The sequence below is a fragment of the Vibrio rarus genome, assembly GCF_024347075.1.
Taxonomy (GTDB): domain Bacteria; phylum Pseudomonadota; class Gammaproteobacteria; order Enterobacterales; family Vibrionaceae; genus Vibrio; species Vibrio rarus.
Genome location: NZ_AP024900.1, coordinates 674,204 through 700,863 on the forward strand (window position 1 = coordinate 674,204; position 26,660 = coordinate 700,863).

The window sequence follows — 26,660 nt, forward strand, 5'->3', positions numbered from 1 at the left end:
TTACGCAATAAAAATAATCATCTACGTGGCCAATGTCTGTAGAGGAAAACAAGTAGACATTGACCTGACTTGTGGGGGGAATAGAGCCCTATACCACAGGTTTACTCAATATTGATGTATCAGCAATCTATGGAGAGCTAGCTGTTTGCTTGATTAATCAGGAGGTTACAGAAAATAAAAGTGTCAATTTGAGCGAACAATCACACAACATCAAAATAATTGATGAATCAGTAGCCCTTCATAAAAATCCTGTTATCTTTGCGAAATGCAGTTGCATATCAAGCTTCTTAACTCATTTAAGAGCGATTGCGCACTATCTAATTAGCCACTTTATAATCGTACTTATTGTTTAAAGGAAACTCTATGAACGCTTCCGTTTTTAATATTTCATTATTATCTTTATTCATCTTTGCTGCTGGACATATATCAGCAAAAGAACTCAACATTCCAACACAAGCACCTTACATAGCACTTAGCTTGAATTTAGACGAGCCAAACGGATATGGTTTTTGTCTAGATACTTTCGGTCGTGGCTACTCTGAGTTGATGCATACGCACACTTGTAAGCCACCTTCAAAAGACAAAAATGCGCCAAGAAATGATTCAAGCAATGATGCACGTTTTGAATACGATACAAAAACAAAACAAATCCGTTCATACGCTTACGAAAATCAATGTATGCAAGTGCTACTCGCCACAGGAAAAACAGAGTTCGCTCTACTTGAGTGTAATGACCATCCACACCAAAAGTTTGATTACAACACAGAAGATAAAACCATCAGACTCGATGTGGATCAAAACCGCTGTGTGTCTATTGATACCAAAACCATTAAGGCGGGCCCTTGGGTTAAACGTACTCTGAAATTAACAGAGTGTGATAAAACTGAGGATTCTTTGAAGCAGTGGGATATTGTCGCTAGCTAATAAACTGAAAATGGGGAATCTTATTTCCCCATTTTCCCCTTAACTCAAAACACTTTCAGCGTCATGCTGAGCTATTGATTAAAGCTTTTAGTAAACTCTACAATGCGAGCAGCATTGACGCCTCGATCACTTCTGCCAATTCGGGACACACTACGAATATCCACACGGCTTTGGTTGTCTATCGGGGTAACTTTAACAACCACATCATCCTTAAAGGCAAAGAAGGTCGTTTGAGCGGTCGCTTCAAAGTGTCGCAACTCAGGTTGCTGAGCAATAATTTCCCAACCTTTATCTTTGGCTATAGTTAGAGCTTTGTTATAGGCATCCGTGGCTGATAGGTTAGATTGGATTGGTTTAATGTATGGGTAAGCTTTTTTCTGTATCGTCGCCACTTTTTCCCCAGCATAAAGCAAAGAGTTCTTAGCCCCTTGGCGCGTATCATCTAATACTAAAAATGCGGGTGGATTAACTGTGTCAGTTGTAATGTCATGAATGGCAGGTGCTCGTTTCGCAGGTTTTATGAGGCCATGAAGCATAGGTGCGATGAGGGCTAGACCAATAAGCATCGCAACCAATGATTTAATAACTCCTGTACGGTTACTCGTTACCCATTGGGAGATCAGTGCAAGGGTGCTTAAAGCGAGCAAAGAGAGGCCCATAGGGTTGAGATAATTTCGAATATAGCCAAAACCAACAATGGGATCCCATAAGCCTAAACGAGCCCCAAAGATCATCACGACAACCGCTAGCACAGCGAGTATAGCGATGATTAATATCAATGTTCCAATACGAGATGTCCGGCGATTTGTCATTTTCTATCCTTTGACGGTTATTTAACGCGACATACGCTATTATGCATCTTCTTGAATGTAAACTTTTTAATGCTTTCAATAATTTACCTAAGCTATCTTCTGTGAAGTATCTCTAAAATCACAAGACCCTTTAGTGAAATTGTATAATTTGTGAGAAACGATAACTCGGTCGTAGGCATAACAGACTAAAATAAACGTAGAGCAAGTGGCGTGTCTATGTATTCCTATGTGCAGACATTGCTATTGATAAGGAGTGTATATGCCAAAAAATCAATCCAGATACGAAGAGTTGTTAACTGATGTTGTGGAAACACTCAAGCATAGTCCTGATGAAATAAACCATGTTATTGCCAACTCAGAAAAGGTGGTTGAAGCCGCTAATGACATGACCAAGGATGAACTGGCTTTGATCTCAGCTTATGTGAAGTCGGATTTGCAAGAGTTTGCCAGCAGCTTTGAAGAGAGTAAATCTGGGCCTTTCTATCTCATGATCGCTAATACGGTGTGGCAATCGCTACTTGATATTACCGATAAAACGAAACTGGAATGGGTAGAGTTTTTTAAAGAGTTGGATCATCAAGGTGTATACCAAACCGGAGAATTAATTGGGCTTGGGGTATTAATTTGTGAAAAATGTGGTCATCGTACTCAGTACAATCATGTCACCGAAATTCACTCATGCACTCAATGTGGTCACAATGAGTTCACACGCAAGGCGCTGAACCCTTAGCCTTTCTTCTTTAGTGGTGCCTGCGTTCTGCTAGATATGTTCGTCACAGAGCAGACACCACAAAGGTCATTAACGCTTTTCTTTCACTCTTTTTACTCTATCCCGCAGTGTGGGAAACAGAGCACTTAGTACAATTACTAGCACCAACATCTTAAGTGGTAACCCGCCGAATAATACATAAGGGGTTTTGCCATTTGTTGGCACTACGGTACCGCGCAATACCGCTTCTTTAAACTGAGGCAGTTCAGCGGTGATGTTACCTTGATAATCGGTAATGGCCGTTACGCCGTTGTTAGTGGCACGAATCACCGGCATACCAAACTCTAGGGCTCTCATTCGAGCGATGGCCATGTGTTGCAGTGGCCCTATGGAATCGCCAAACCAAGCATCATTGGATAAAGTTAAGATGTAATCGGTTTCGTCCGTGACGTTATCTCTTAGTTGCTGTCCAAATATTATTTCATAGCATAGGGCCACAACCATGTGCATGCCATGAGCCACAATATTGTCTTGGATGTATGCGCCACTATGAAATGAAGACATAGGCAAATTGAAAAACGGTGCTAAGGGTCTTAACCATTTTTCAAGAGGCACAAACTCGCCAAACGGCAATAAGTGGTGCTTATAGTAACGAGGTTGGTGTTGGTAGTCGTATTCCCCTGAAGGGGTGATGCCAAGTGTGGTGACACTGTTGTAGTAAACTCGGTGATCTTTTTGAGTTAATACCCCGGTAATAACAGCAGAGTCGTTCATTCGTGCCGCCTTATCTAGGTTACTCATAAAGTAATCTACTTGGTACTCAAAGGCCGGTATAGCCGCTTCTGGCCAGATGATGATATCAGCATCCCAGTTTTGACGGGTGTGGTCCATATACATCATTAATGTTGGCCAACGTTGGCTCGGTAGCCACTTGGTTTCTTGTTGTACATTACCTTGAATTAACGCCACCGTTTGTGCGCGGCTGTTGTCAGGAGTCACCCAGTGTAAAAAATGGCTTAAACTGCACAAGGCAAATAGGCCAAATGGGATCCACAGTTGTTTCCACTGACGGCGAACGGTGATCATGGCGAGGCTACTGGCAATACTCATCACCAGCATACTAATAAAGTCGACACCGCCAATGGGGGCAAGACCGGCCAGTGGGGAGTCTATTTGGCTATAACCGAGCAGCAACCAAGGGAAACCGGTGAGGGCCCATCCTCTTAGCCAATCACAAACGAGCCATAGAGCAGGAGTCACTAATAAGGCAGCAAACCAATTATGGTTGCCTTTAAAACGGCTGTATAAAGCGCCAAACAATGCGCTGTAAATGGCCAAATAGCCCACCAGTAAGATCATGAGCAACAGGCTGGCCGCTTTAGGCATGCCACCAAAGTTATCAATACTGACGTGTACCCAACTGATGCCCGTGGCAAATAGCCCCAGTCCCCATAGATAACCGGTTAGGGTCGCTGCGCGCCATGATTGCCCGTTAAGTAACAACAGTAACAATAACGGGCTAATGAGTGCCATTGGCCAAAGATCAAATGGGGCAAAAGAAAGGGTGGTGCTAGCGCCAACAAAAGCGGCCGCAAGCGGCCGTGTTAGGCGATGAGTCATCAATGATTTCATCTTAATATTGAATCTGTTTCTCTAGGAGGAAGCCGTGGCCAAATAATAGTGAGTTAATCACTATGCTCTTTATCAGATTCTTTATCTGGGACGGTAACCTGCAGTTGAATGATACGGCGATTATCTGCCGAGGTAACCTTAAACATATACTCATTGATTTCAACAATCTCACCCCGGCTAGGGAGGTGACCAAAGCGAGTCATAATTAACCCACCCACGGTATCGACTTCTTCATCACTGAATTTAGTATTAAAGGTATCATTGAATTCTTCAATGGTTGTTAGTGCTTTGACAGCAAAGGTATGTTTACTCAGTTGGCGGATCTCTAACTCTTCTTCATCGTCAAACTCATCTTCAATCTCACCGACGATTTCTTCAAGAATATCTTCGATGGTGATTAAACCTGAAACCCCACCAAATTCGTCCACCACAATGGCCATATGGTAGCGCTCTTCACGAAACTCTTTAAGTAGGCGATCAACACGCTTACTTTCAGGTACTACGACGGCTGGGCGAATGACTTGTTCAATATCGAACGGGGCACTAGCTGAACCTAGATACTTTAATAAGTCTTTAGCTAGCAGTATGCCTTCTACGTGATCTTTATCTTCGTTGATCACAGGGTAGCGGGAGTGCTGAGCATCAGTGATGAGGTTGATGAGTGCATCGAGATCATCTGTGCGTTCTACGGTTACCATTTGTGAACGTGGGATCATGATGTCACGAACCCTCTGTTCAGCGATTTCCATAACACCTTCTAGCATGTCCCTTGTGTCATGGTCGATCAGATCGTTTTCTTCTGAATCTCGAATGACGTCGACCAACTCTTGGCGGTCTTTAGGATCTACTTGAAAAAGTTGCACTAGACGTTCGAAGAAGGATTTCCTACTCGGACCTTCTGATTTTTCCTTTGAGCCCTCTGTAGAGGACGAGTTGCTTTCGCTGTTCATTGCTTCTCAATGGTTGGCGCTATCAAATGTGTAATAGCTCACTGTATCGTTGTTTGTTGTTACTCTTTTTCTGCAATATAAGGGTCTTCAAACCCTAATCCTTGCATGATATCGGTTTCTAGAGATTCCATCTCTTCGGCTTCTTCATCGATAATATGATCGTATCCCAGTAAATGTAAACTACCATGTACGACCATGTGAGCCCAATGAGCCTTTAATGGTTTCTGCTGTTGAATGGCTTCATCTTCAACCACTTGTTTACAAATGACAAGATCTCCAAGTAAATTAATTTCGACACCTGGAGGTGCTTCAAAAGGAAACGACAAAACATTGGTTGATTTGTCTTTGCCTCGATAATCGTGGTTAAGCTGGTGGCTTTCGTCATCTTCAACAATGCGGATAGTGAGCTCAGCATCTGCTTGAAATTGAGTTAGGGTAAAATCAAGCCAAGCTTGAAAATCTTGCTCGGAAGGTAATTGGCTGTCATCTTCGACAGCCAATTGTAGATCTAGATATATTGCCATTTATTTACTCACAAGTTGTGATTGTTGTTGAGTTTGAACTGCGGCTTGTGTAATTAATTTCGCTTCTCGATCTTCGCGCTCTTGTTGACGGCGTTGCTCAATGGCTTTCTTTTCTTTTTGATCTTGTACTTCCCATTTGTCATAGGCGTTAACAATACGTGCCACGACAGGGTGACGAACGACATCGTCAGCAATAAAGAAGTTAAAGCTAATATCGTCCACTTCAGAAAGCACTTCAATGGCATGACGCAGGCCTGATTTTGCCCCGCGAGGTAAGTCTATTTGCGTGACGTCACCGGTGATAACCGCACGAGAATTAAAGCCAATTCGAGTCAAAAACATTTTCATTTGTTCAATGGTGGTGTTTTGGCTTTCATCTAAGATGATAAAGGCATCATTCAAGGTACGTCCACGCATATAGGCAAGAGGCGCCACTTCTATCACGTTGCGTTCAATGAGTTTTTCTACGCGCTCAAAGCCAAGCATTTCAAATAACGCGTCATATAAAGGGCGTAAGTAAGGATCTACTTTTTGGCTAAGATCGCCGGGTAAAAAGCCCAGTTTCTCACCCGCTTCAACGGCGGGACGGGTTAATAAGATACGTCGAATTTCTTGACGCTCTAATGCATCAACAGCGGCCGCAACAGCAAGATAGGTTTTACCTGTACCCGCAGGACCTACACCAAAGGTAATATCATGGGTGACCATGTTTTGTAGGTATTGAGCTTGGTTGGGAGTGCGAGGTTTAATGACGCCTTTTTTGGTTTTGATAAAGACTTCTTTACCTGGGGTAAATTCAGACTCTATCACTTGCTCTAAGACACCACTTTCTTTGACTTCAAGGTGCACTTGTTCTGGCTCTATATCGCCAATCACGCCACGTACTGGAGCGGTTTGAACATAGAGACGCTTAAGGATATCAAAGCCGGCAGAGGCCGTATGCGCTTGACCGACAATAGAGAACGTATTGCCGCGGTGGTTGATTTCAACGCCCAGTCTGCGTTCTAGATGTTTAATATTATCATCGAAAGGGCCACAAAGGCTGGTAAGACGTTGATTGTTCGCTGGTTCTAGGTCAATTTCTAGAGTGACAATTTTATTGCTCAATTCTGCCTCGCATATGCTTTATCTAATAAGAGCCCAAATGGGCTCTTATTGTAACACTATGAGTATAGTGTTTAAGGCGTAAACGTTGCTACACCTAATTCATCTTCTCTTCGTGTTTTTGCCATCATTTCCGTTGGGGAAATAGCAATACGAAGATCCATTTCTGATTCCACTCGGACTACTTTACCACGAAGGGAGTTAGTAAATACGTCTGTGATCTCCACATCAACGAATTGACCAATAAGATCTGCGCTACCTTCAAAGTTAACGACACGGCTGTTTTCTGTACGAGCGCGAAGTTCCATTAGGTTTTTCTTCGATGGTCCTTCGACGAGAACTCGTTGCACTGTACCGAGCATTTGACGTGAATAACGCATCGCTTGGGCATTGACCGTTTGTTGAAGTTCCCATAGACGATCTTTCTTCTCTTGCTCAGGAACATCGCATGGGTAGTCAGCGGCAGGTGTACCAGGGCGAGGAGAGAATATGAAGCTAAAGCTCATATCAAAATCCACATCACGAATGAGTTTCATGGTGTCTTGGAAGTCTTTATCGGTTTCACCAGGGAAGCCGACGATAAAATCTGAACTTATTTGGATGTCTGGACGCGCTTTACGCAGTTTGCGAATAATAGATTTGTATTCGATAGCCGTATGAGGGCGCTTCATCATCGTTAGAATACGATCAGAGCCACTTTGTACAGGCAAGTGTAAGAAGCTAACCAATTCAGGGGTATCTTCATATACCGCAATAATATCATCACCAAACTCTAGCGGGTGGCTAGTGGTAAAGCGTAGGCGGTCGATACCATCAATGGCGGCGACTAAACGCAGTAGTTCTGCAAAAGTACAGATATCACCGTCATAAGTGAGCCCGCGATAGGCATTCACATTTTGTCCTAGTAGATTGACTTCACGAACCCCTTGCTCTGCAAGCTGAGCAATTTCGTATAAAACGTCATCCATAGGGCGACTTACTTCTTCACCACGAGTGTAAGGAACCACACAGTAAGTACAGTATTTAGAGCAACCTTCCATAATAGAAACAAAGGCTGTTGCCCCTTCAGCACGAGGCTCAGGTAGGTTGTCAAATTTCTCAATTTCAGGGAATGAGATGTCCATGACAGGCGCAGAATTACCTTGCGACTGCTTAATCATTTCAGGAAGGCGGTGCAGTGTTTGAGGACCAAAAATCACATCAACATAAGGGGCACGCTGGCGAATATGATCGCCTTCTTGTGTGGCCACACAGCCGCCGACACCAATAACTAAATCCGGTTTTTTGTCTTTTAGTGTTTTCCAACGACCCAGTTGGTGAAACACTTTTTCTTGTGCTTTTTCACGAATAGAGCAGGTGTTTAACAGCAGCACATCCGCTTCTGTCGGCTCTTCTGTCAATTCAAATCCATTGGCGGCATTTAACAGGTCTGCCATTTTAGATGAATCGTATTCGTTCATCTGGCAACCCCAGGTTTTGATCAGAAGTTTCTTACTCATTGCATTCATACTCGTGTTAATTAATCACTTTTTAACTGGCTTTATCGCTCAGCATTTCGCCACACAGAGTTGTGGCAAGCCGCGTATTGTACTGACTAAATGAGGTAATGACTAGCTTTCAAGCTTAAATTCCGTTCATTGTAGGCTAAGGTGTTGTTTGTATTGAGTGGCTTTGCTGTTAAATGAGCCAGAATAATGAATTGGATGGCTAGGGGATGACTCGTCCATTAAATTGTGTCGTGATACAGGTATTGCGTAGTGCTTTTCAGTACAATGAAAATAATGCACAAGCGAACGTTGTTAAAGGATAGGAAATGACAAAAACGCATTATGATGTGGCGGTAATTGGTGGTGGCATGGTGGGAGCGGCTACAGCCCTTGGTTTAGCAAACCAAGGAAAGACAGTGGCGATTATTGAAGGGCGTCAACCACGGGCTTTTGATGCCACCCAACAGCATGATATACGTATCTCTGCCATTTCAAAAACTTCCGTTGACTTGCTTGAGCGCCTCGGGGCTTGGTCCTTTATTCAAAGTAAGCGAGTTTACCCTTATACTGGTTTACAAACTTGGGAGCTAGATAACTGCTATACCCGATTTGATGCAGCGTCTCTCGATTTGCCTTTATTGGGCTATATGGTGGAAAACCGCCTTTTACAACTGGGTTTATGGGAAGCGATGCAGCCCTTTGCCAACATCCGCTTTTATTGCCCAGACGCCTTAGTGAGCATGGATGTCAGCTCGGCTGAAAAACAGATCACATTATCATCAGGCAAGGAGATTACTGCAGATCTTATTGTTGGGGCGGATGGAGCCCACTCAAAGGTGAGACAAAGTGTCGGTATTGGCATTACCGCATGGGATTATCGGCAAGACTGCCTGTTGATTAATGTTGATACCGATTGCCAAGATACCGACGTTACCTGGCAGTGGTTCACAGCAAGTGGTCCTCGCTCTTATTTACCAATGGGAGAGGGCGCAGGGTGTTTGGTGTGGTATGACTCTCCAAAGCGAATAAAACAGCTGAGCCAATTGGACCCCGCAGCACTCAAGCTAGAAATAGAAACGCACTTTCCTAAACGCGTTGGCAATGTCACAGTGAAAAACCATGCCTCTTTTCCTCTAAAGCGTCGTCATGCCCATCAATATTATAAAGAAGGAGTGGTATTAGTTGGAGATTCAGCACATACGATTAATCCACTAGCAGGGCAAGGGGTTAACTTAGGTTTTAAGGATGTATCTGCATTACTGCAGGCATTACAAGATAGCGATGACATGTTTTCTAGCTTGCACACTTATCAAAGTGCGAGAAAAGCGGATAATTTAATGATGCAGACGGCAATGGATGTGTTCTATCTAGGGTTTAGCAATAATATCGGCCCGTTTAAGATCTTGAGAAACATCGGCTTGAAGCTAGCCGATAATGCTGGACCATTAAAGCATCAAGCACTGAAGTACGCGCTTGGATTGTAATAGTGATTAATACTAATCGTAGTAATTAACTGATCATTCGAGCTTGTTAAAACACTTGATCACGGCGTTGCATTTTTTAATGTAGAACAACTACTTATCAAAAATAGCGCCTTGTTCTCAAGTGTTTTTCCTGCGCTATTTCTGACCACTTAATAAATTTGAATTCTTATCTACTGTATTCTACAGGCAATAAAAAACCCGCCTAAAAGACGGGTTTCTTGAATAATGGTGCGGAAGGAGAGACTTGAACTCTCACACCTTGCGGCGCCAGAACCTAAATCTGGTGCGTCTACCAATTCCGCCACTTCCGCATTGCTTGTTTTATCTCTAAGCCAGAGTGTAGTTCTACTGATGATTGGTATAATCAATAAAACGTTGTAAATGGTGGCTACTGCGGGATTTGAACCTGCGACCCCATCATTATGAGTGATGTGCTCTAACCAGCTGAGCTAAGTAGCCACTTTATCCCCAAGGTTTATACCTTAAGAATGAATATGGTGCGGAAGGAGAGACTTGAACTCTCACACCTTGCGGCGCCAGAACCTAAATCTGGTGCGTCTACCAATTCCGCCACTTCCGCATTGCTTGTTTCATCTCTAAGCCAGAGTGTAGTTAAAGAGACGATTGGAGAATCTCAGTAACGTTGTGTGCTCATAATTAAATGAACATTTTAAATAGTGGCTGGGCTACCTGGATTCGAACCAGGGAATGCTGGCATCAAAAGCCAGTGCCTTACCGCTTGGCGATAGCCCAACAGAAGAAGTTCAAAGAACTTAATCATAAAATAATGGTGCGGAAGGAGAGACTTGAACTCTCACACCTTGCGGCGCCAGAACCTAAATCTGGTGCGTCTACCAATTCCGCCACTTCCGCATTGCTTGTTTCATCTCTAAGCCAGAGTGTAGTTAAAGAGACGATTGGAGAATCTCAGTAACGTTGTGTGCTCATAATTAAATGAACATTTTAAATAGTGGCTGGGCTACCTAGAGCCGAACCAGGGCAATAACGTGGCATCAAATGCTTTGTTTTCCCTTTTAAAAAATGGCTGGGCTACCTGGATTCGAACCAGGGAATGCTGGCATCAAAAGCCAGTGCCTTACCGCTTGGCGATAGCCCAACAGAAGAAGTTCAAAGAACTTAATCATAAAATAATGGTGCGGAAGGAGAGACTTGAACTCTCACACCTTGCGGCGCCAGAACCTAAATCTGGTGCGTCTACCAATTCCGCCACTTCCGCATTGCTTATTTAATCTCTAAGCCAGAGTGTAGTTAAAGAGACGATTGGAGAATCTCAGTAACGTTGTGTGTTCATGATTAAATGAACATTTTAAATAGTGGCTGGGCTACCTAGAGCCGAACCAGGGAAATAACGTGGCATCAAATGCTTTGTTTTCCCTTTTTTAAAATGGCTGGGCTACCTGGATTCGAACCAGGGAATGCTGGCATCAAAAGCCAGTGCCTTACCGCTTGGCGATAGCCCAACAGAAGAAGTTCAAAGAACTTAATCATAAAATAATGGTGCGGAAGGAGAGACTTGAACTCTCACACCTTGCGGCGCCAGAACCTAAATCTGGTGCGTCTACCAATTCCGCCACTTCCGCATTGCTTATTTAATCTCTAAGCCAGAGTGTAGTTAAAGAGACGATTGGAGAATCTCAGTAACGTTGTGTGCTCATATATAATGAACATTCACTTTAAAATGGCTGGGCTACCTGGATTCGAACCAGGGAATGCTGGCATCAAAAGCCAGTGCCTTACCGCTTGGCGATAGCCCAACAGAAGAAGTTCAAAGAACTTAATCATAAAATAATGGTGCGGAAGGAGAGACTTGAACTCTCACACCTTGCGGCGCCAGAACCTAAATCTGGTGCGTCTACCAATTCCGCCACTTCCGCATTGCTTGTTTTATCTCTAAGCCAGAGTGTAGTTCTACTGATGATTGGTATAATCAATAAAACGTTGTAAATGGTGGCTACTGCGGGATTTGAACCTGCGACCCCATCATTATGAGTGATGTGCTCTAACCAGCTGAGCTAAGTAGCCACTTTAATTTTGAGCGAGAGAGGATAAACCAATCTCACATTATTTCCAATGATTTTTTATCAAAATCATGAAATAAATAGTGGCTAGGCTACCTAGAGCCGAACCAAGGCAATAACGTGGCATCAAATGCTTTGTATTCCCTTTCAAAAAATGGCTGGGCTACCTGGATTCGAACCAGGGAATGCTGGCATCAAAAGCCAGTGCCTTACCGCTTGGCGATAGCCCAACTAAATATGGTGCGGAAGGAGAGACTTGAACTCTCACACCTTGCGGCGCCAGAACCTAAATCTGGTGCGTCTACCAATTCCGCCACTTCCGCATATTTCCTAACAACTCTCTGAAAAAGAAAGCGTTTAGGAAATGGTGGCTACTGCGGGATTTGAACCTGCGACCCCATCATTATGAGTGATGTGCTCTAACCAGCTGAGCTAAGTAGCCATTACCATATTGTCTTTCTCTGTGCTGTTAGACAGCAGTGAGAACGGAGCGCATTATGCGGATATCCCTGGAAACCGTCAACAGTTTTTTTTGTAGATTTTGTCTGTTCGAGTCTGTTCGGTTTTTTTTTAAACAAAGCGTGCTGTTTTCACGCAAAACTGTATTAATAATTGCCCCAAGCACGGGCAGTTTGTTCTTAGATATAGCGCAGTGGGGCGATTAGCTGGGTGTGTTTCGCTCCCATAAAAAAAGATCGCTTGAGCGATCTTTTTAGTAAAACGTTAATCAGAGTCTAACTAAGTAACAGAATTTGACTAGACGTTAAAGCGGAAATGGATAACATCGCCATCTTTTACGATATAATCTTTACCTTCTAGACGCCATTTACCTGCGTCTTTAGCTCCACTTTCACCTTTAAATTGGATGAAATCTTCATAACCCACAACTTCAGCGCGGATAAAGCCTTTTTCAAAGTCGGTGTGAATTTTACCAGCCGACTGAGGGGCTGTTGCTCCTACAGGGATTGTCCAAGCGCGTACTTCTTTAACGCCCGCAGTGAAGTAAGTTTGCAGTGTTAGCAAATCGTAGCCAGAGCGGATTACACGGTTAAGTCCAGGCTCTTCAATACCCATATCTTCAAGGAACTCAGCACGATCTTCATCGTCAAGCTCAGCCATCTCAGATTCAATAGCGGCACAAACCGGAACAACTACGTTGTTTTCTTTTGCTGCAAATTCACGTACTTGATCTAAGTATGGGTTATTTTCAAAGCCATCTTCAGCAACGTTGGCAATGTACATTGTTGGCTTCAGTGTTAGGAAGTTAAGGTAACCCACAGCAGCAAGTTCTTCTTTGCTTAGCTCAACAGTACGTGCCATACCACCTTCAGTCAGTACTGGAAGCAGTTTCTCAAGGGTAGCCAGCTCAAATTTAGCGTCTTTATCGCCGCCTTTGGCTTTTTTAGCATTACGATGCATGGCACGTTCACAACTGTCTAGATCGGCCAGTGCGAGCTCAAGATTGATAACTTCAATATCTTCGATGGGTGCTACTTTACCTGAAACGTGAACGATGTTTTCATTCTCAAAACAGCGAACTACGTGACCGATAGCATCCGTTTCGCGGATGTTGGCTAGGAATTTGTTACCTAGACCTTCACCGCGTGATGCACCCGCTACAAGACCTGCAATGTCTACAAATTCCATTGTAGTAGGCAGAATTTTTTGTGGATTTACGATTTCAGCAAGAGCGTCTAAGCGTAGATCTGGCACAGGAACGATCCCTGTGTTTGGTTCGATAGTACAAAACGGAAAGTTAGCCGCTTCGATACCTGCTTTAGTAAGTGCGTTGAAAAGCGTTGATTTACCAACGTTTGGAAGACCAACGATGCCACATTTAAAACCCATGATTAAAACCTTATTCTGCTTTGAAGGTGTGTAAGCGATTTTGTGCTTTAGTTAAACCGTCTTTTAGCAATATATCTAAACTGCGTACGGACTCGTCGACTACGGCGTCTAGGCACTCTTGCTCTTTCGTTGGAGCTTTGCCTAATACATAGCCAGCAACTCGGTCTTTGTGACCGGGGTGGCCGATGCCAATGCGTAGTCGATAAAATTCTTTGTTATTGCCCAGTTTACTAATGGTATCTTTCAAACCATTGTGACCACCGTGGCCACCGCCTTTTTTGAACTTACCTACGCCAGGAGGCAAATCAAGCTCATCGTGGGCGAGCATGATTTCTTCAGGCTTTATTTGGTAAAACTTAGCCAATGCGGCGACAGATTTTCCTGAAAGATTCATAAACGTTGTTGGGATTAATAGGCGAAGATCATAGTTACTTGCTGTTATTCGACCTGTTAAACCAAAAAACTTAGGCTCATTTTTTAATGTCACATTATGTATGCGGGCTAACTCTTCAACGACCCAGGCACCAGCATTATGGCGTGTTCTAGTATATTCAGGCCCAGGATTGGCTAGACCGACAAGTAATTTGATTTCTTGACTCAAAATGCTGATCTCATTATAGGTGACAATAAAAAGCGCGACATGATAGCACGCAACATAGTTAAGAGTAAAAAATCCCGGTGCTTAATAGTAAGTACCGGGATTCTTGAATTTACAGCGGTTCGCAAGAACCCAATAGTGACAGCCACTGCATGAGTGGTTAAGAACTATTAGTTGCTGAACATCGCAGAGATAGACTCTTCGTTGCTAATGCGACGAATAGCTTCTGCAAGCATGCTAGACAGTGTTAGCTGAGACACTTTACCTGTAGCGGCCATCTCTTTGCTCAATGTAATTGAATCGGTAATGATAACTTGGTCAAGTACTGAGTTTTTGATGTTTTTCGCTGCACTACCAGAGAATACTGCGTGTGTTGCGTAAGCAAATACACGTTTAGCGCCACGCTCTTTAAGCGCTTCAGCTGCTTTACACAAAGTACCGCCAGTATCGATCATGTCATCAACGATAACGCAATCGCGTCCTTCAACGTCACCGATAAGGTTCATTACTTCAGAAACGTTCGCGCGAGGGCGACGTTTATCAACGATAGCAATATCAATATCGCCCAGTGCTTTAGCCGTAGCGCGAGCACGTACAACACCACCTAAATCAGGAGATACAACAACAGGATCTTCTAGACCGCGGTTAGCCATATCTTCAAGCAGTACAGGAGTACCGAAGATGTTGTCTACTGGTACATCGAAGAACCCTTGAATTTGTTCTGCGTGTAAATCGATAGTCAGAACGCGGTCAACACCCACGTTTGATAGGAAGTCAGCGACGACTTTAGCTGTAATAGGCACACGAGCAGAGCGCACGCGACGATCTTGTCGAGCGTAGCCGAAGTAAGGGATTACAGCGGTAATACGGCCGGCAGAAGCACGACGCATAGCGTCAATCATTACTACCAATTCGATCAGGTTATCGTTGGTAGGTGCGCATGTAGATTGGATGATAAATACATCACTACCACGAACGTTTTCATTAATTTGTACAGCGACTTCGCCGTCAGAAAAACGGTCTACAGTAGCATCACCTAGAGAAATGTATAGGCGATCAGCAATGCGTTGGGCTAGTTCAGGTGTTGCGTTACCAGCAAATAGCTTCATATCAGGCACGGTGGAAACCTCAAGGTTGCGTCCAGTTAATTGGGTTGGTTTTGGGCAGAATACTGCTCCAATGTCAGGTGCAAAGGAGATATATTGTTTCCTTGTGCAACAAATGCTGTTGTATTTTCAGGAAGTTGTCTTAATATATTTTCTGCTTCGAGTTGAGTTTCAAACTCTGCAAAAACACATGACCCTGTTCCTGTCAATCTTGACGGCGCGTATTGTAACAGCCATGAAAGTTGCTTATCAACCTCTGGGTACAGTAAACGCACTATTTTTTCGCAATCGTTTCCGTAGGATTGCCTTTGAAGCTCCTCCCAGCCACGTTTTACGGTGTTTCTGGTAAGATCTGGGTGTTGGAAAATATCTGCCGTTGAAATCGCTACATCGGGTCGAACAACCAGATACCACTTCTCTACAGGGGCAACTTGCGTCAGTTTTTCGCCAACACCTTCGGCAAAGGATGCAAACCCTTGCACAAAAACGGGAACGTCTGCTCCCAAGTCTAGTCCAATCTTTGCAAGTTGTGGCATAGGGATATTTAATTGCCAAAGATAATTTAACGCCACCAAAGTGGTAGCCGCGTTAGATGAACCGCCTCCAATACCGCCACCCATGGGTAATATTTTATCAATATGAATGTCAGCACCTAAAGTGCACTGGGTATATTCCTGCAGTGCTTTGGCCGCCTTCCAAATTAAATTTTGCTGTAATGGCACCCCTGTTAATTCTGGAGTAACGCGTATGTGTCCACTGCGGTTTGCTGTAATGGATAATTGGTCCCCATAGTTAATGAACTGAAATAGGGTTTGCAATTCATGATAACCGTTAGCGCGTCGCCCGGTGATATAGAGAAAAAGGTTTAATTTGGCTGGGGAAGGCCAGTGAGTGGTCGCAGTTATCATTGTATGTCCCATTTGCTGATGGCAATGTTCAGTTTTATCGGGCTTCGAGAGAGGGTCATTTTGTTGGGCAAAATAACCTCATTCTGTTCTTGGTAGCCTTTATAGTTCATTAACCAAGTTTGCCCACCTCTGGTTTGTTGTAGTGATGATAGGGTTCCATTATCCGCTACTTGGAAACTATCTGCCGCCGTGGGCTGGCCTTTTATCCAATCTTGCATATAGACAATGGGTAAGCGCATACCGGTTAATTGATAGAAAAGCAGATCGGCATCTTTATCAAAGTAGCGTTTACCTTCCAAGTCGGTGACGGTTGCCCCTTGTGCATCAATGGTCAAGCTAAGGACGGTTTTGCCTAAAAAAGTGGATAAGCGCAGTTCACTTTTTTGTGGGGATTGCTTCCAGTGAAAATTAAGGCTTTGTCGCTGCGTTGGATCGATATAGCCCAGTTTTCCGGAAATACGAAAATGGGTGAGTGCAAGCAACTTTTGTTGGTGGGATTGGTATTCCACACTGTGGGTTGGAATGGGCGCAGTGGTTTCACAACCGGAGAACAACAGCGCAAGTAAAATTGGTGTAAACCTAACCAACCATTTAAAAAAAGACGGTAATTGAGTGATTTGCATAGCAAGAATTAGAGTTCTGATTCAAGGTTTATGCCAATGATACAATAAAGCCTCTTTTATTGCTGTAATGGTTCAAGTAAAATTGCCCCTTTGTTTTATCCATGTCTAAGTAATTAATGTCTTTATTGACCATTGGAATCAATCACAATACCGCCTCGGTACAACTGAGAGAAAAAGTCGCCTTTTCTCCAGATAAAATGAGCGATGCCCTGCAACAGTTGCATTCTATGCCTGCGGTCAGCGGTAGCGTGATTTTATCAACCTGTAATCGTACAGAGTTGTATGTGGAGGTGGATGCTCAGGCAAGCAATGACATCATTCACTGGTTGATCGATTTCCATCAGGTCAATGAAGAGGATATTAAGCCTAGCCTCTATACTCACACGAATGAGGAAGCCACAAAGCATCTAATGCGAGTAGCGTGCGGTCTTGACTCGTTAGTGCTTGGGGAGCCTCAGATTTTAGGCCAAGTAAAGCAGGCTTATGCGCAAGCAAGAGAAAACGAGGCTGTACAAGGTAACTTAGACAAACTGTTTCAAAAAGCCTTCTCTGTTGCAAAACGAGTGCGAACGGAAACAGAAATTGGCAGCAGTGCGGTGTCGGTGGCGTATGCAGCTTGTACTCTGGCTAAGCATATTTTTGAATCGTTACGTCATTCCCGAGTATTATTAGTCGGTGCTGGTGAAACGATAGAACTGGTCGCTAAGCACTTATCGGACAATGGCTGTCGCCAAATGACGGTTGCCAACCGTACCAAAGAGAGAGCGTCGGGCTTGGCCGAGCAGTTTGATGCTCAAGTGATCAGCTTAAGTCAAATCCCCACCGCCTTAGTCAATGCCGATATAGTGATCAGCTCTACGGCAAGCCCTCTACCGATAATCGGTAAGGGGATGGTCGAAAGTGCGTTAAAGTCTCGCCGAAATAAACCGATACTGTTTATTGATATTGCGGTGCCACGAGATATTGAGTCAGAAGTTTCAGAGTTAAACGATGCCTATTTGTATACGGTGGATGATTTGCAATCCATCATTGACCAAAATATTGAGCAACGTCGGGCTGAAGCGGTTCAGGCCGAAAAAATTATTGCTATTGAGAGTAAAGAGTTTCAAAACTGGTTGCGCTCTCGAAAAGCTGTAGAAAGTATCCGAGATTACCGCCACGCATCTGATACTGTGCGCAAAGAATTGCTAAGTAAAAGCTTGCAAGCATTGAGCTCAGGTGGTGATCCAGAAAAAGTATTACTAGAGTTAAGCAACAAATTAACCAATAAGCTTATTCATGCTCCTACTAAGGCGCTTCAAGAAGCCGCCGAAAAAGGTGAGTTAGAAGATTTAGCTGTATTGAGAAAAAGTCTTGGTCTTGAAGACCTATAACGAATTTAAGAAGAATATGAAAGCATCGATATTAGTGAAATTGGAGACGCTGGTTGAGCGTTACGAAGAAGTGCAGCACCTACTTGGTGATCCCGATATTATTGGCGATCAAAACAAGTTTCGTGCCTTATCAAAAGAGTATTCTCAACTAGAGGAAGTCACCAAATGCTTCCAAGCCTATCAGCAAGCTCAAGAAGATCTTGAAGCGGCGCAAGAGATGGCTAACGAAGATGATCCTGAGATGAAAGAGATGGCTCAGGAAGAAATAAAAGATGCTAAAGCTAACATTGAATCATTAACCGATGAGCTGCAAATCCTGTTGCTACCGAAAGATCCTAATGATGAGCGTAACTGTTTCCTTGAAATTCGTGCCGGTGCAGGTGGTGATGAAGCGGGTATTTTTGCTGGTAACTTATTCCGTATGTATTCAAAATTTGCGGAGAAGAATGGCTGGCGTGTTGAAATGATGAGTGCCAATGATTCAGAGCAGGGCGGTTATAAAGAAGTGATCGCGAAAGTCTCAGGCGATGGCGTTTACGGCACTATGAAGTTTGAATCTGGCGGTCACCGTGTACAGCGTGTACCTGAAACAGAGTCTCAAGGTCGTGTACATACCTCGGCATGTACTGTCGCGATTATGCCCGAAATTCCAGAAGCGGATCTTCCTGAAATTAAATCTGTAGATCTTAAAATTGATACCTTCCGTTCATCGGGTGCCGGTGGTCAGCACGTAAACACCACAGATTCTGCTATTCGTATTACTCACTTGCCAACGGGCACAGTAGTGGAATGTCAGGATGAGCGCTCTCAACATAAAAACAAAGCGAAAGCGATGTCAGTATTGGCCGCGCGTATTACTCAAGCTGAAGTGGCAAAACGTGCTGCCGAAGTTTCTGATACGCGTCGTAACCTATTAGGTTCAGGGGATCGTAGTGATCGCATTCGTACTTATAACTACCCGCAGGGGCGTGTATCGGATCACCGTATTAACCTGACTTTATACCGTCTAAACGAAATATTAGAAGGGGATATGAGCGCTCTTATTGAACCTGTAATGGCTGAGCACCAAGCGGATCAGCTTGCCGCTCTTGCAGAAAACAACTAAGCGTGTCGTTACCTTGCATCCAAGAGTCGCTTATTGCAGCGACTCAACGTTTGAGTGAATCAGGCTCCGATAGTGCAAAAATTGATGCCTCAGTATTGCTGTGCCATGCACTGCAAAAGCCTGCCAGTTATTTATTTACTTGGCCAGAGAGAGTATTAACGGAAGCTGAGTATCAAAACTTTAATGTTCTTCTACAGCGCCGTATTGTTGGTGAACCGGTGGCTTATATTGTTGGTGAGCGAGAGTTTTGGTCTTTACCGCTAAAGGTATCACCCAGCACATTGATTCCTCGCCCAGATACAGAGCGCTTAGTTGAGTTAGCTTTGCAAAAAATAGCACCCGCTCCAGGTAAGGGACTCGATCTTGGAACGGGAACGGGGGCTATTGCGCTCGCGTTGGCATCAGAATGCCCTCATTTTGAATTTATCGGTGTCGATATTCAGACAGAGGCGCAAGTGTTGGCAACAGAGAACGCACAACAACTGGGGATAAAAAACGCCCGCTTCTTGCAGGGCAGTTGGTTTGAACCGGTAGTCAACGAAGGGCCTTTTCAAATCATAGTCTCCAACCCACCTTATATTGATAACCAAGATCCTCACTTAGCCATAGGCGATGTTAGATTTGAACCTGATTCTGCCTTAGTGGCCGCTGACAATGGTTATGCTGACCTTAAGTATATCGCCCGACATGCAAGGGAGTATCTTGCAATAGATGGTTGGCTATTGATGGAACATGGATTTGAGCAAGGTAAAGAAACACGCCAAATTTTACAGGATATGGGCTATCAGTGTGTATCCACACAACAAGACTATGCCGGTCAAGATAGAGTGACTTTAGGGCAATTTAAGGGAAGAAATTCATGTATGTAGCGTTAAAGCACATTCACCTAATGGTGATCGCTCTCAGTGCGGGTCTGTTTGTGACTCAGTACATTTTAATGGTGACTAAGTCGCCATGGCAGAGCAATAAATTTATAAAAGTCGCTCCCCATGCGGTAAATGGCTTACTTATTTTATCCGGTCTTATGTTGTTGTTTGTGACCGGTTGGGTGCCATTTGCTCCGGGATCTGAGTGGCTAACCGAGAAATTCACCTGCCTGCTGGCTTATATCGCATTAGGCGTTTTTGCTCTGCATATGGGCAAAAACCAACTACTGCGCGGTTTTGCCTTTGTCGGTGCGTTGGGGTGGTTGTTAATGGCTTTCAAGATCGGCATGACTAAAATGCCTATCTTTGCGGGGTAAATATGTCAGATCTGTGGTTTAAAGGTCTTGATGATTTAGAATTAGTGGAAGGGGCGCTACGCCTTAGTACGAAAGTGGATCCTACGGTTAACGCAACTTGGGTTGAGTTACAGTTAGAAAAAATGCTAGATGAAGCTGAGTTGGTCTTATCAAAAGAAGTGGACGAAAAAGCGCGTTTTGATGCTTTGCTACGCCTTTTTTATCAGGAATGGGGCTTTCAGGGTGACGATGAAACGTACTTTTCCTCAGAAAATGCATTCATAGAGAAAGTACTGCAACGCAAAAAAGGGATTCCAGTCAGTCTGGGGGCTTTGTTGTTGTTCTTTGCCCGTAAACTGGGTTTTCCTATGCATGGGATTAGCTTTCCAACGCAATTTTTATTGGTCGTGAAGTGGCCAGAAGCGTTGCCTGAGTATATTAACCCATTTAATGGCGAGTATGTGGCCAAGCATACGCTATCATCTTGGTTAAAGGGACTAGAAGGCAATGCGGCTGTATTGAAAACTGAGCACCTGAGCGTGGCTGACACCTCAACGGTGATTGGACGTTGGTTAGCGGTATTAAAAGGCGCGTTAATGCGTGAGGAACACTACACCAAAGCGTTGGCGTGTAGCAATATCGCACTGAGTCTGGTTCCTGAAGATCCGTATGAAATTCGTGACCGAGGTTTTATCTATCAGCAACTGGATTGTTTTCAGATTGCGAGACAAGATTATCAGTATTTTATAGATAACTGCCCTGAAGATCCGGCAGCCGAAATGCTGAAGCTTCAATTAAAAGCAATTAATGAAGAGCCGGTGGTTTTACATTAGCGCTCAATAACAAGAGAGATACACATGGAACAAAAAGTCGTTCAAGTTGGTGATATTTCAGTCTCTAACGATAAGCCATTTACGCTGTTTGGTGGGATTAACGTCCTTGAATCTCGTGATTTGGCGATGCGTGCTGCCGAAAAATATGTGGAAGTAACGGATCGCCTCGGCATTCCTTACGTTTTTAAAGCTTCATTTGATAAAGCAAACCGCAGCTCTGTGCATTCTTATCGTGGTCCAGGCCTTGAAGAAGGCATGAGGATCTTTGAAGAAATTAAAGCTACTTTTGGCGTTAAGATCATTACCGACGTACATACTGAAGCTCAAGCACAGCCTGTATCTGAGGTGGTGGATGTGATTCAACTGCCGGCTTTTTTAGCTCGTCAAACCGATCTTGTTGAGGCGATGGCTAAAACAGGGGCGGTGATAAATGTGAAGAAACCGCAATTTATGAGCCCTAACCAAGTGGGTAATATTGTCGATAAATTCGCTGAGTGTGGAAACGACAAAATTATTTTATGTGAACGTGGCGCATGCATGGGTTACGACAACCTAGTTGTGGATATGCTGGGCTTTGGCGTAATGAAGAAAGTATCGAGCGGTAGCCCGATTATTTTTGATGTGACCCACTCATTGCAAATGCGTGATCCAAGTGGTGCCGCATCGGGTGGTCGTCGTGAGCAAACGGTGGAGTTGGCTAAAGCTGGGTTAGCGACAGGTATTGCAGGTCTATTTATCGAAGCTCACCCTGATCCCGATAAAGCGCTTTGTGACGGACCGTCGGCGTTACCTTTAAATAAACTTGAGCCTTTCTTAGCGCAAATGAAATCATTGGATGATTTGATTAAAAGTTTCGCACAAATAGATATAAAATAAGTTTTATATAAATAACTCTGTGATATCATTAATAAAAACGGGCATTGCATTCGCAAGCCCGTTTTTTTATTGCTATTTTTCGCCTGTATACATCATCGAGAAAATAAAATTTATGGACCAAATAAAAATAAAATCACTGGTATTAGCGGCCGCAGTGGGGACGCTGACAGTGGGTTGTTCTGCTGAAAGTGTTGTTGAAACTGACGATACAAAAAAACTAACCATCTTACATACAAATGATCACCATGGTCATTTCTGGCCTAACAAATATGGCGAGTTGGGTATGGCGGCCCGTAAGACCCTTATTGACCAAATTCGTGACGAAGTTGAGTCTGATGGCGGGGTGGTTTTATTGCTTTCTGGTGGTGATATTAATACCGGTGTCCCAGAGTCCGATCTACTCGATGCTGAACCTGATTTTAAAGGCATGACCCTTTTAGGTTATGACGCAATGGCAATTGGTAATCATGAGTTTGATAACCCTTTGTCAGTATTAGAAAAACAGCAACAATGGGCTAAGTTCCCTATGTTGTCTGCCAATATTTACGATAAGCAGAGCCAAGATCGTAAATTTCAGCCTTATCAAATGTTTGAAAAAGAGGGTTTGAAGATTGCTGTTATTGGTTTAACCACTCAAGATACCGCTAAGATCGGTAACCCTGAGTATATTAAGGGACTGGAGTTTCGCGATCCGAAACCAGAAGCCAAACAATTATTACAAGATATCGCAAAGTCAGAAAACCCAGATATCACCATAGCGGTAACGCATATGGGGCATTATCAAGATGCTCAGTCAGGTGGCAATGCGCCAGGTGATGTCGCGTTAGCTCGTTATCTACCGGAAGGCGCGTTGGATATGGTGATCGGTGGTCACTCGCAAGAGCCGGTATGTATGGAAGGCCCTAATTTAGTTAAGCAACAATTTCAGCCCGGAGATGAGTGTCAGCCAGACCAACAAAATGGTACTTGGATCATGCAAGCCTTTGAGTGGGGTAAATATGTAGGCCGTGCAGATTACGAATATAGTAATGGTGAGCTTAACCTTGTGCATTATGAGTTGGTGCCAATTAACTTGACCAAAAGAGTTGAGATTGATGGTAAGAGAGAGCGTGTTCTCGTCGGTGAGAAGATCGAGCCTGATTCTGATATTGAAGACTTCTTAGCGCCTTATCAAGAACAAGGCCAAGCACAGCTTAATGTAAAAATTGCTGAATCTAATGGCAAGTTGGAAGGGGATCGCAATAAAGTAAGATTTGCCCAAACCAACCTAGGTCGCTTGATTGCTACCTCGCACATGCAAAGAACTAAGGCTGATTTTGCAGTAATGAACTCAGGTGGCGTTCGTGATTCACTTGCTGAAGGCGATATTACTTACAAAGACGTTCTTACGGTGCAGCCGTTTGCAAACATCGTGACTTACGTTGATATGAATGGCGCTGAAGTATTGGATTACCTTAATGTTGTGGCACTCAAACCAACAGATTCGGGTTCTTATGCTCAGTTCGCTGGTATCACAATGACAGTGACGAGTGAAGGGGTGAAGGACGTGCTACTTAGAGGTAAGCCATTGGATGCTAAAGAGATGTATCGCTTTAGTGTGCCAAGCTTTAATGCCGCAGGCGGTGATGGCTACCCTGTAGTTACAGGACATCCAGGTTATGTTGATACCGGATTTGTTGATGCAGAGGTGCTGAAGGAGTATCTTGAGAGTCATAGTCCGTTAGACGTGACTCAGTTTGCTCCACAAGGAGAAGTGAGTTACCAATAAAGTAAGAGAAAATTATGACACCTGCTGTACGTTTATTGAAAAAGAACAAAGTGCCTTTTGAACTTCATCAATATAAGCATGACCCTAACCATGACAGTTTTGGATTGGAAGCGGTTGAGGCGACGGGAAAACCGGCGGAGCAGGTGTTTAAAACCTTACTTTTTTCAGTGGACGGCAGTGCCCAAGGTTTAGGGGTTGCTGTTGTCCCGGTAAATAAAAAACTGAATTTGAAGCTTGCCGCTAAAGCGAACAAGTTAAAGAAAGCGGCCATGGCCGATCCTAGTTTAGCGCAAAAAGTGACGGGATATTTGCTTGGAGGGATCAGCCCTTTAGCGCAAAAAAAACGTCTTCCTACCTTTATTGATCAAAGCGCAGAGCAGCAAACAACCATTTGTATTAGTGGTGGTAAGCGTGGATTGGAAATAGAAATCAACCCACAGCTTTTAATTAAGCAAGTTCAAGGCCATTTTGCCCCATTAAGCGAATAAGCTCCTTTCTCGTACTCTAGCTCTAAAAGACAGAAATAGCCGACATCAATAACAGTGATGCCATACTCACATTAAATGTTTTAATACGTATTGGCGTTGTTAACCAATGTTGAAGTTGGGAGCCGGCTAATGTCCACAGAGTCACCGAGGGTATATTGGCTATGGTGAACACGGCGGCCACAATAATCAGCTCCCACCATGCCCCTGTGGCGCTAAATAATGTAATGGCGGATAGAGCCATGGACCATCCTTTTGGGTTCACCCATTGAAAACTGGCCGCCCCCAGAAAACTCATAGGCGTAAAAGCGCCATGCTGGCGAAACGGCCCACTCATGGCGATCTTTACTGCTAAATAGAGTAAGTAACCAAGACTGATGTATTTCAATATGGTGTGGCTGTGCGGGTAGGCATTAAAGAGCCCCATTAGTCCCACGCCGACTAAAACCAGCATTAAAGCAAAGCCTAAAGTAATGCCTAGCATATGCGGTATCGTTCTTTTAAAGCCTATATTGGCTCCTGAACTCAGTAACATAATATTGTTCGGGCCCGGTGTTGCCGTTGATACCAATGCAAATAGCAATAAAGCGCTAAGCTGTTGCAGTTCCATGTTATGCCTCATTCTTTCTATATGAATACACAATTTTAAGTGGAACTAAGCGCAATTAATTGCTTATATTACTTAAATAAAATCATTAGGCACAACAAAAGAGCATTATGGATAACTTAGACGAAAGGATCTTGTTGGAGTTAAAGCGGGTGGGGAAGGTGGCCAATGTTGAATTGGCAGCGCAAGTGGGGTTATCTCCATCAGCGACCCTAAGACGAGTGCAAGATTTAGAGCGTAGAGGGGTGATTAAGGGCTATAAAGTGGTGCTGGATAATGGGTTGCTTGGTGTCGGTTTTATTGCGTATGTATCTATTGGTCTCTCCTCTCATAGTAAAACGGCTCAGCAAGACTTTGAAGATCATGTGGCCTTTGTCAATGAAGTTGTCGAGTGCCATAACATTACAGGGGCTAATGAGTATTTATTAAGAATAGAAACGACGGATTTAGCCGCGTATAAGCGCATCCATGCGGATGTGTTGGGGGAGTGTGAGTTTGTTAAGTCTATAACGACTATGGTGGTGATGGACTCTCCGAAAGACCAACGTCAGTGAGCGATGACAAGATGAAGAACCGTTCAGCTTCTGGATAACCCACCTTGGTTATCCAGAAACGCTCTAGGTATAGCTTATTTCTTTAATGTTAGCGTGCCTTTAATTTTAGGCTTATGTGTGTCACTGGCATTTGTCGATTTAGGCTTAGTGTATTTTTTGTTGCTGGTGGGTTTGCCACTGGCCGACTTGTTATTTGGTCTGTGTCGAGTTGGGGTAAACTTGCCATCAAAGACTTGTTTTTGCTCATCTCTGTTACGGCGTGCACGAGAAGCTTGATTTTCTTCGCGGCTGTCATACAATTTGGCGTCGGTGGCTTTGCGAATGCGTCTCCCTTGAGCATCCTTAATAGAGGCTTCCTCTGTGCCGACGGAGTCACCGCTTAACTTTAGTAACGTACTGACTTCATCATCCGTTAAGTAGCGCCACTTACCGTTAGGGATGCCGTCTATTGTAATGTTCATGATACGAACGCGGCGCAGTTTGAATACACGATAATCTAACGCTTCACACATACGGCGAATTTGACGATTTAAGCCCTGCGTTAACACGATGCGAAAACTGTACTCTGACTCTTTAGTGATTTTACAAGGTAGAGTGACGGTATCTAAAATAGATACCCCGTTGGCCATTTTACTTAAAAATGCGTCAGTAATGGGTTTATCTACTCGAACAACATATTCTTTTTCATGCTGATTCCCAGCACGTAGAATTTTGTTCACAATGTCTCCATCGTTGGTTAAAAAGATCAGACCATCGGAGGGCTTATCTAATCGGCCAATAGGGAAGATACGTTCTTTGTGACCGATAAAGTCAACAATGTTACCTGCAATATCACGCTCTGTGGTACAGGTGATACCGGTCGGTTTGTTCAATGCTATGTAGATGGACTTTTGTTTAGCTCGAAGCGACTTACCATCCACAAGGACCTCATCTCCAGAGAGCACTTTGGTGCCCATTTCTGGGATGATGCCATTGATAGTTACTCGGCCTTGATCAATTAATTTGTCCGCTTCTCTGCGAGAGCAGAAGCCGGTTTCACTGATGAATTTATTTAATCGCTTTGCGTTGTCGGACATAGTTCTCTCTATA

General features: G+C 43.8%; 25 protein-coding genes and 15 tRNA genes. 12 read left to right on the forward strand and 28 right to left on the reverse strand.

Translation table 11 applies throughout. The features are described from left to right. Positions 1 to 363 precede the first annotated feature (363 nt). Positions 364 to 924 carry a ricin-type beta-trefoil lectin domain protein gene (locus OCU56_RS03155; protein WP_261874124.1) on the forward strand — a complete coding sequence of 187 codons (561 nt, stop codon included), beginning with the start codon at positions 364 to 366 and terminating at the stop codon, positions 922 to 924. A gap of 71 nt (positions 925 to 995) precedes the next feature. Here OCU56_RS03155 and OCU56_RS03160 read toward each other — a convergent pair whose 3' ends face one another. Further along, on the reverse strand, positions 996 to 1,736 hold the full coding sequence (locus tag OCU56_RS03160) for a DUF1499 domain-containing protein (RefSeq protein WP_261874125.1): 741 nt from the start codon (positions 1,734 to 1,736) through the stop codon (positions 996 to 998). Between the two features lie 259 nt (positions 1,737 to 1,995). On the opposite strand from OCU56_RS03160, the gene OCU56_RS03165 reads away from it, so the two are divergent. Continuing rightward, the gene (locus tag OCU56_RS03165; protein WP_261874126.1) at positions 1,996 to 2,466 is read left to right on the forward strand and encodes a zinc ribbon-containing protein; all 471 of its coding nucleotides are present in this window, start codon (positions 1,996 to 1,998) and stop codon (positions 2,464 to 2,466) included. A gap of 69 nt (positions 2,467 to 2,535) precedes the next feature. Here OCU56_RS03165 and lnt read toward each other — a convergent pair whose 3' ends face one another. The 5 genes from lnt to miaB all read right to left on the reverse strand — a co-directional run bounded on the left by lnt (position 2,536) and on the right by miaB (position 8,154). After that, on the reverse strand, positions 2,536 to 4,077 hold the full coding sequence (lnt, locus tag OCU56_RS03170; RefSeq protein ID WP_261874127.1) for an apolipoprotein N-acyltransferase: 1,542 nt from the start codon (positions 4,075 to 4,077) through the stop codon (positions 2,536 to 2,538). 53 nt (positions 4,078 to 4,130) lie between these two features. After that, a complete protein-coding gene (corC, locus tag OCU56_RS03175; protein WP_261874128.1) occupies positions 4,131 to 5,027 on the reverse strand; it encodes a CNNM family magnesium/cobalt transport protein CorC in 897 nt (298 codons plus the stop codon). Positions 5,028 to 5,086: 59 nt separating this feature from the next. Then, entirely contained in the window at positions 5,087 to 5,551 is a 465-nt protein-coding gene (ybeY, locus tag OCU56_RS03180; protein ID WP_261874129.1) for an rRNA maturation RNase YbeY, read from the reverse strand. Next, complete coding sequence (locus OCU56_RS03185) at positions 5,552 to 6,658, reverse strand: PhoH family protein (RefSeq protein ID WP_261874130.1); 1,107 nt, start codon at positions 6,656 to 6,658, stop codon at positions 5,552 to 5,554. It abuts the gene before it with no gap. Between the two features lie 71 nt (positions 6,659 to 6,729). Continuing rightward, entirely contained in the window at positions 6,730 to 8,154 is a 1,425-nt protein-coding gene (gene miaB, locus OCU56_RS03190; protein WP_261874131.1) for a tRNA (N6-isopentenyl adenosine(37)-C2)-methylthiotransferase MiaB, read from the reverse strand. 314 nt (positions 8,155 to 8,468) lie between these two features. Between miaB and OCU56_RS03195 the strand changes: the two genes are divergently transcribed. Next, complete coding sequence (locus OCU56_RS03195; RefSeq protein ID WP_261874132.1) at positions 8,469 to 9,626, forward strand: FAD-dependent oxidoreductase; 1,158 nt, start codon at positions 8,469 to 8,471, stop codon at positions 9,624 to 9,626. Positions 9,627 to 9,852: 226 nt separating this feature from the next. On the opposite strand, the gene OCU56_RS03200 is transcribed toward OCU56_RS03195, so the two are convergent. The 20 genes from OCU56_RS03200 to lolB all read right to left on the reverse strand — a co-directional run bounded on the left by OCU56_RS03200 (position 9,853) and on the right by lolB (position 16,748). Continuing rightward, positions 9,853 to 9,937, reverse strand: a tRNA-Leu gene (locus OCU56_RS03200). A gap of 71 nt (positions 9,938 to 10,008) precedes the next feature. Continuing rightward, positions 10,009 to 10,085 (reverse strand) — tRNA-Met (locus OCU56_RS03205). A gap of 36 nt (positions 10,086 to 10,121) precedes the next feature. Further along, positions 10,122 to 10,206, reverse strand: a tRNA-Leu gene (locus OCU56_RS03210). A 98-nt stretch (positions 10,207 to 10,304) separates the two neighbouring features. Continuing rightward, positions 10,305 to 10,379: transfer RNA gene (locus tag OCU56_RS03215), tRNA-Gln, on the reverse strand. A 35-nt stretch (positions 10,380 to 10,414) separates the two neighbouring features. Next, positions 10,415 to 10,499, reverse strand: a tRNA-Leu gene (locus OCU56_RS03220). Between the two features lie 169 nt (positions 10,500 to 10,668). Then, positions 10,669 to 10,743 (reverse strand) — tRNA-Gln (locus OCU56_RS03225). A gap of 35 nt (positions 10,744 to 10,778) precedes the next feature. Continuing rightward, positions 10,779 to 10,863 (reverse strand) — tRNA-Leu (locus OCU56_RS03230). A gap of 169 nt (positions 10,864 to 11,032) precedes the next feature. Then, positions 11,033 to 11,107: transfer RNA gene (locus tag OCU56_RS03235), tRNA-Gln, on the reverse strand. 35 nt (positions 11,108 to 11,142) lie between these two features. Continuing rightward, a tRNA-Leu gene (locus tag OCU56_RS03240) sits at positions 11,143 to 11,227 on the reverse strand. A gap of 99 nt (positions 11,228 to 11,326) precedes the next feature. Further along, positions 11,327 to 11,401: transfer RNA gene (locus OCU56_RS03245), tRNA-Gln, on the reverse strand. A 35-nt stretch (positions 11,402 to 11,436) separates the two neighbouring features. After that, positions 11,437 to 11,521: transfer RNA gene (locus tag OCU56_RS03250), tRNA-Leu, on the reverse strand. Positions 11,522 to 11,592: 71 nt separating this feature from the next. Next, positions 11,593 to 11,669 (reverse strand) — tRNA-Met (locus OCU56_RS03255). Positions 11,670 to 11,820: 151 nt separating this feature from the next. After that, a tRNA-Gln gene (locus OCU56_RS03260) sits at positions 11,821 to 11,895 on the reverse strand. Between the two features lie 8 nt (positions 11,896 to 11,903). Beyond that, positions 11,904 to 11,988 (reverse strand) — tRNA-Leu (locus tag OCU56_RS03265). A 42-nt stretch (positions 11,989 to 12,030) separates the two neighbouring features. Beyond that, positions 12,031 to 12,107: transfer RNA gene (locus OCU56_RS03270), tRNA-Met, on the reverse strand. A 314-nt stretch (positions 12,108 to 12,421) separates the two neighbouring features. Continuing rightward, on the reverse strand, positions 12,422 to 13,513 hold the full coding sequence (gene ychF / locus OCU56_RS03275) for a redox-regulated ATPase YchF (RefSeq protein WP_261874133.1): 1,092 nt from the start codon (positions 13,511 to 13,513) through the stop codon (positions 12,422 to 12,424). Positions 13,514 to 13,523: 10 nt separating this feature from the next. Then, positions 13,524 to 14,114 (reverse strand): aminoacyl-tRNA hydrolase, encoded by a 591-nt coding sequence (pth, locus tag OCU56_RS03280; protein ID WP_261874134.1) that lies wholly within the window; start codon positions 14,112 to 14,114, stop codon positions 13,524 to 13,526. Between the two features lie 167 nt (positions 14,115 to 14,281). Continuing rightward, positions 14,282 to 15,229, reverse strand: a complete 948-nt coding sequence (locus OCU56_RS03285) for a ribose-phosphate pyrophosphokinase (RefSeq protein ID WP_261874135.1) — start codon at positions 15,227 to 15,229, stop codon at positions 14,282 to 14,284. A gap of 26 nt (positions 15,230 to 15,255) precedes the next feature. Further along, the gene (ispE, locus tag OCU56_RS03290) at positions 15,256 to 16,125 is read right to left on the reverse strand and encodes a 4-(cytidine 5'-diphospho)-2-C-methyl-D-erythritol kinase (protein WP_261874136.1); all 870 of its coding nucleotides are present in this window, start codon (positions 16,123 to 16,125) and stop codon (positions 15,256 to 15,258) included. Beyond that, positions 16,122 to 16,748 (reverse strand): lipoprotein insertase outer membrane protein LolB, encoded by a 627-nt coding sequence (gene lolB, locus OCU56_RS03295; protein WP_261874137.1) that lies wholly within the window; start codon positions 16,746 to 16,748, stop codon positions 16,122 to 16,124. Before lolB ends, ispE begins: the two co-directional genes overlap by 4 nt. Positions 16,749 to 16,864: 116 nt before the next feature. Here lolB and hemA point away from each other — a divergent pair, with 116 nt between their 5' ends. The 8 genes from hemA to ybaK all read left to right on the forward strand — a co-directional run bounded on the left by hemA (position 16,865) and on the right by ybaK (position 24,413). Next, entirely contained in the window at positions 16,865 to 18,121 is a 1,257-nt protein-coding gene (hemA, locus tag OCU56_RS03300) for a glutamyl-tRNA reductase (RefSeq protein WP_261874138.1), read from the forward strand. Between the two features lie 16 nt (positions 18,122 to 18,137). Next, positions 18,138 to 19,226 (forward strand): peptide chain release factor 1, encoded by a 1,089-nt coding sequence (gene prfA / locus OCU56_RS03305; protein ID WP_261874139.1) that lies wholly within the window; start codon positions 18,138 to 18,140, stop codon positions 19,224 to 19,226. A gap of 2 nt (positions 19,227 to 19,228) precedes the next feature. Then, positions 19,229 to 20,095, forward strand: a complete 867-nt coding sequence (gene prmC, locus OCU56_RS03310; protein ID WP_261874140.1) for a peptide chain release factor N(5)-glutamine methyltransferase — start codon at positions 19,229 to 19,231, stop codon at positions 20,093 to 20,095. After that, the gene (locus OCU56_RS03315; protein ID WP_261874141.1) at positions 20,086 to 20,469 is read left to right on the forward strand and encodes a SirB2 family protein; all 384 of its coding nucleotides are present in this window, start codon (positions 20,086 to 20,088) and stop codon (positions 20,467 to 20,469) included. The genes prmC and OCU56_RS03315 overlap by 10 nt, the downstream gene beginning before the upstream one ends. 2 nt (positions 20,470 to 20,471) lie before the next feature. Beyond that, a complete protein-coding gene (locus OCU56_RS03320; protein WP_261874142.1) occupies positions 20,472 to 21,281 on the forward strand; it encodes a SirB1 family protein in 810 nt (269 codons plus the stop codon). A gap of 24 nt (positions 21,282 to 21,305) precedes the next feature. Further along, positions 21,306 to 22,157, forward strand: a complete 852-nt coding sequence (gene kdsA / locus OCU56_RS03325; protein ID WP_261874143.1) for a 3-deoxy-8-phosphooctulonate synthase — start codon at positions 21,306 to 21,308, stop codon at positions 22,155 to 22,157. Positions 22,158 to 22,269: 112 nt separating this feature from the next. Next, a complete protein-coding gene (gene ushA, locus OCU56_RS03330) occupies positions 22,270 to 23,925 on the forward strand; it encodes a bifunctional UDP-sugar hydrolase/5'-nucleotidase UshA (RefSeq protein ID WP_261874144.1) in 1,656 nt (551 codons plus the stop codon). Between the two features lie 14 nt (positions 23,926 to 23,939). Next, on the forward strand, positions 23,940 to 24,413 hold the full coding sequence (gene ybaK, locus OCU56_RS03335) for a Cys-tRNA(Pro) deacylase (RefSeq protein ID WP_261874145.1): 474 nt from the start codon (positions 23,940 to 23,942) through the stop codon (positions 24,411 to 24,413). A 22-nt stretch (positions 24,414 to 24,435) separates the two neighbouring features. Here ybaK and OCU56_RS03340 read toward each other — a convergent pair whose 3' ends face one another. Continuing rightward, positions 24,436 to 25,020 carry a LysE family translocator gene (locus tag OCU56_RS03340; protein ID WP_261874146.1) on the reverse strand — a complete coding sequence of 195 codons (585 nt, stop codon included), beginning with the start codon at positions 25,018 to 25,020 and terminating at the stop codon, positions 24,436 to 24,438. Between the two features lie 107 nt (positions 25,021 to 25,127). On the opposite strand from OCU56_RS03340, the gene OCU56_RS03345 reads away from it, so the two are divergent. Next, entirely contained in the window at positions 25,128 to 25,571 is a 444-nt protein-coding gene (locus tag OCU56_RS03345) for an Lrp/AsnC family transcriptional regulator (RefSeq protein ID WP_261874147.1), read from the forward strand. Positions 25,572 to 25,645: 74 nt separating this feature from the next. On the opposite strand, the gene rluF is transcribed toward OCU56_RS03345, so the two are convergent. Further along, positions 25,646 to 26,647 carry a 23S rRNA pseudouridine(2604) synthase RluF gene (rluF, locus tag OCU56_RS03350; RefSeq protein WP_261874148.1) on the reverse strand — a complete coding sequence of 334 codons (1,002 nt, stop codon included), beginning with the start codon at positions 26,645 to 26,647 and terminating at the stop codon, positions 25,646 to 25,648. Between the last annotated feature and the right edge of the window lie 13 nt (positions 26,648 to 26,660).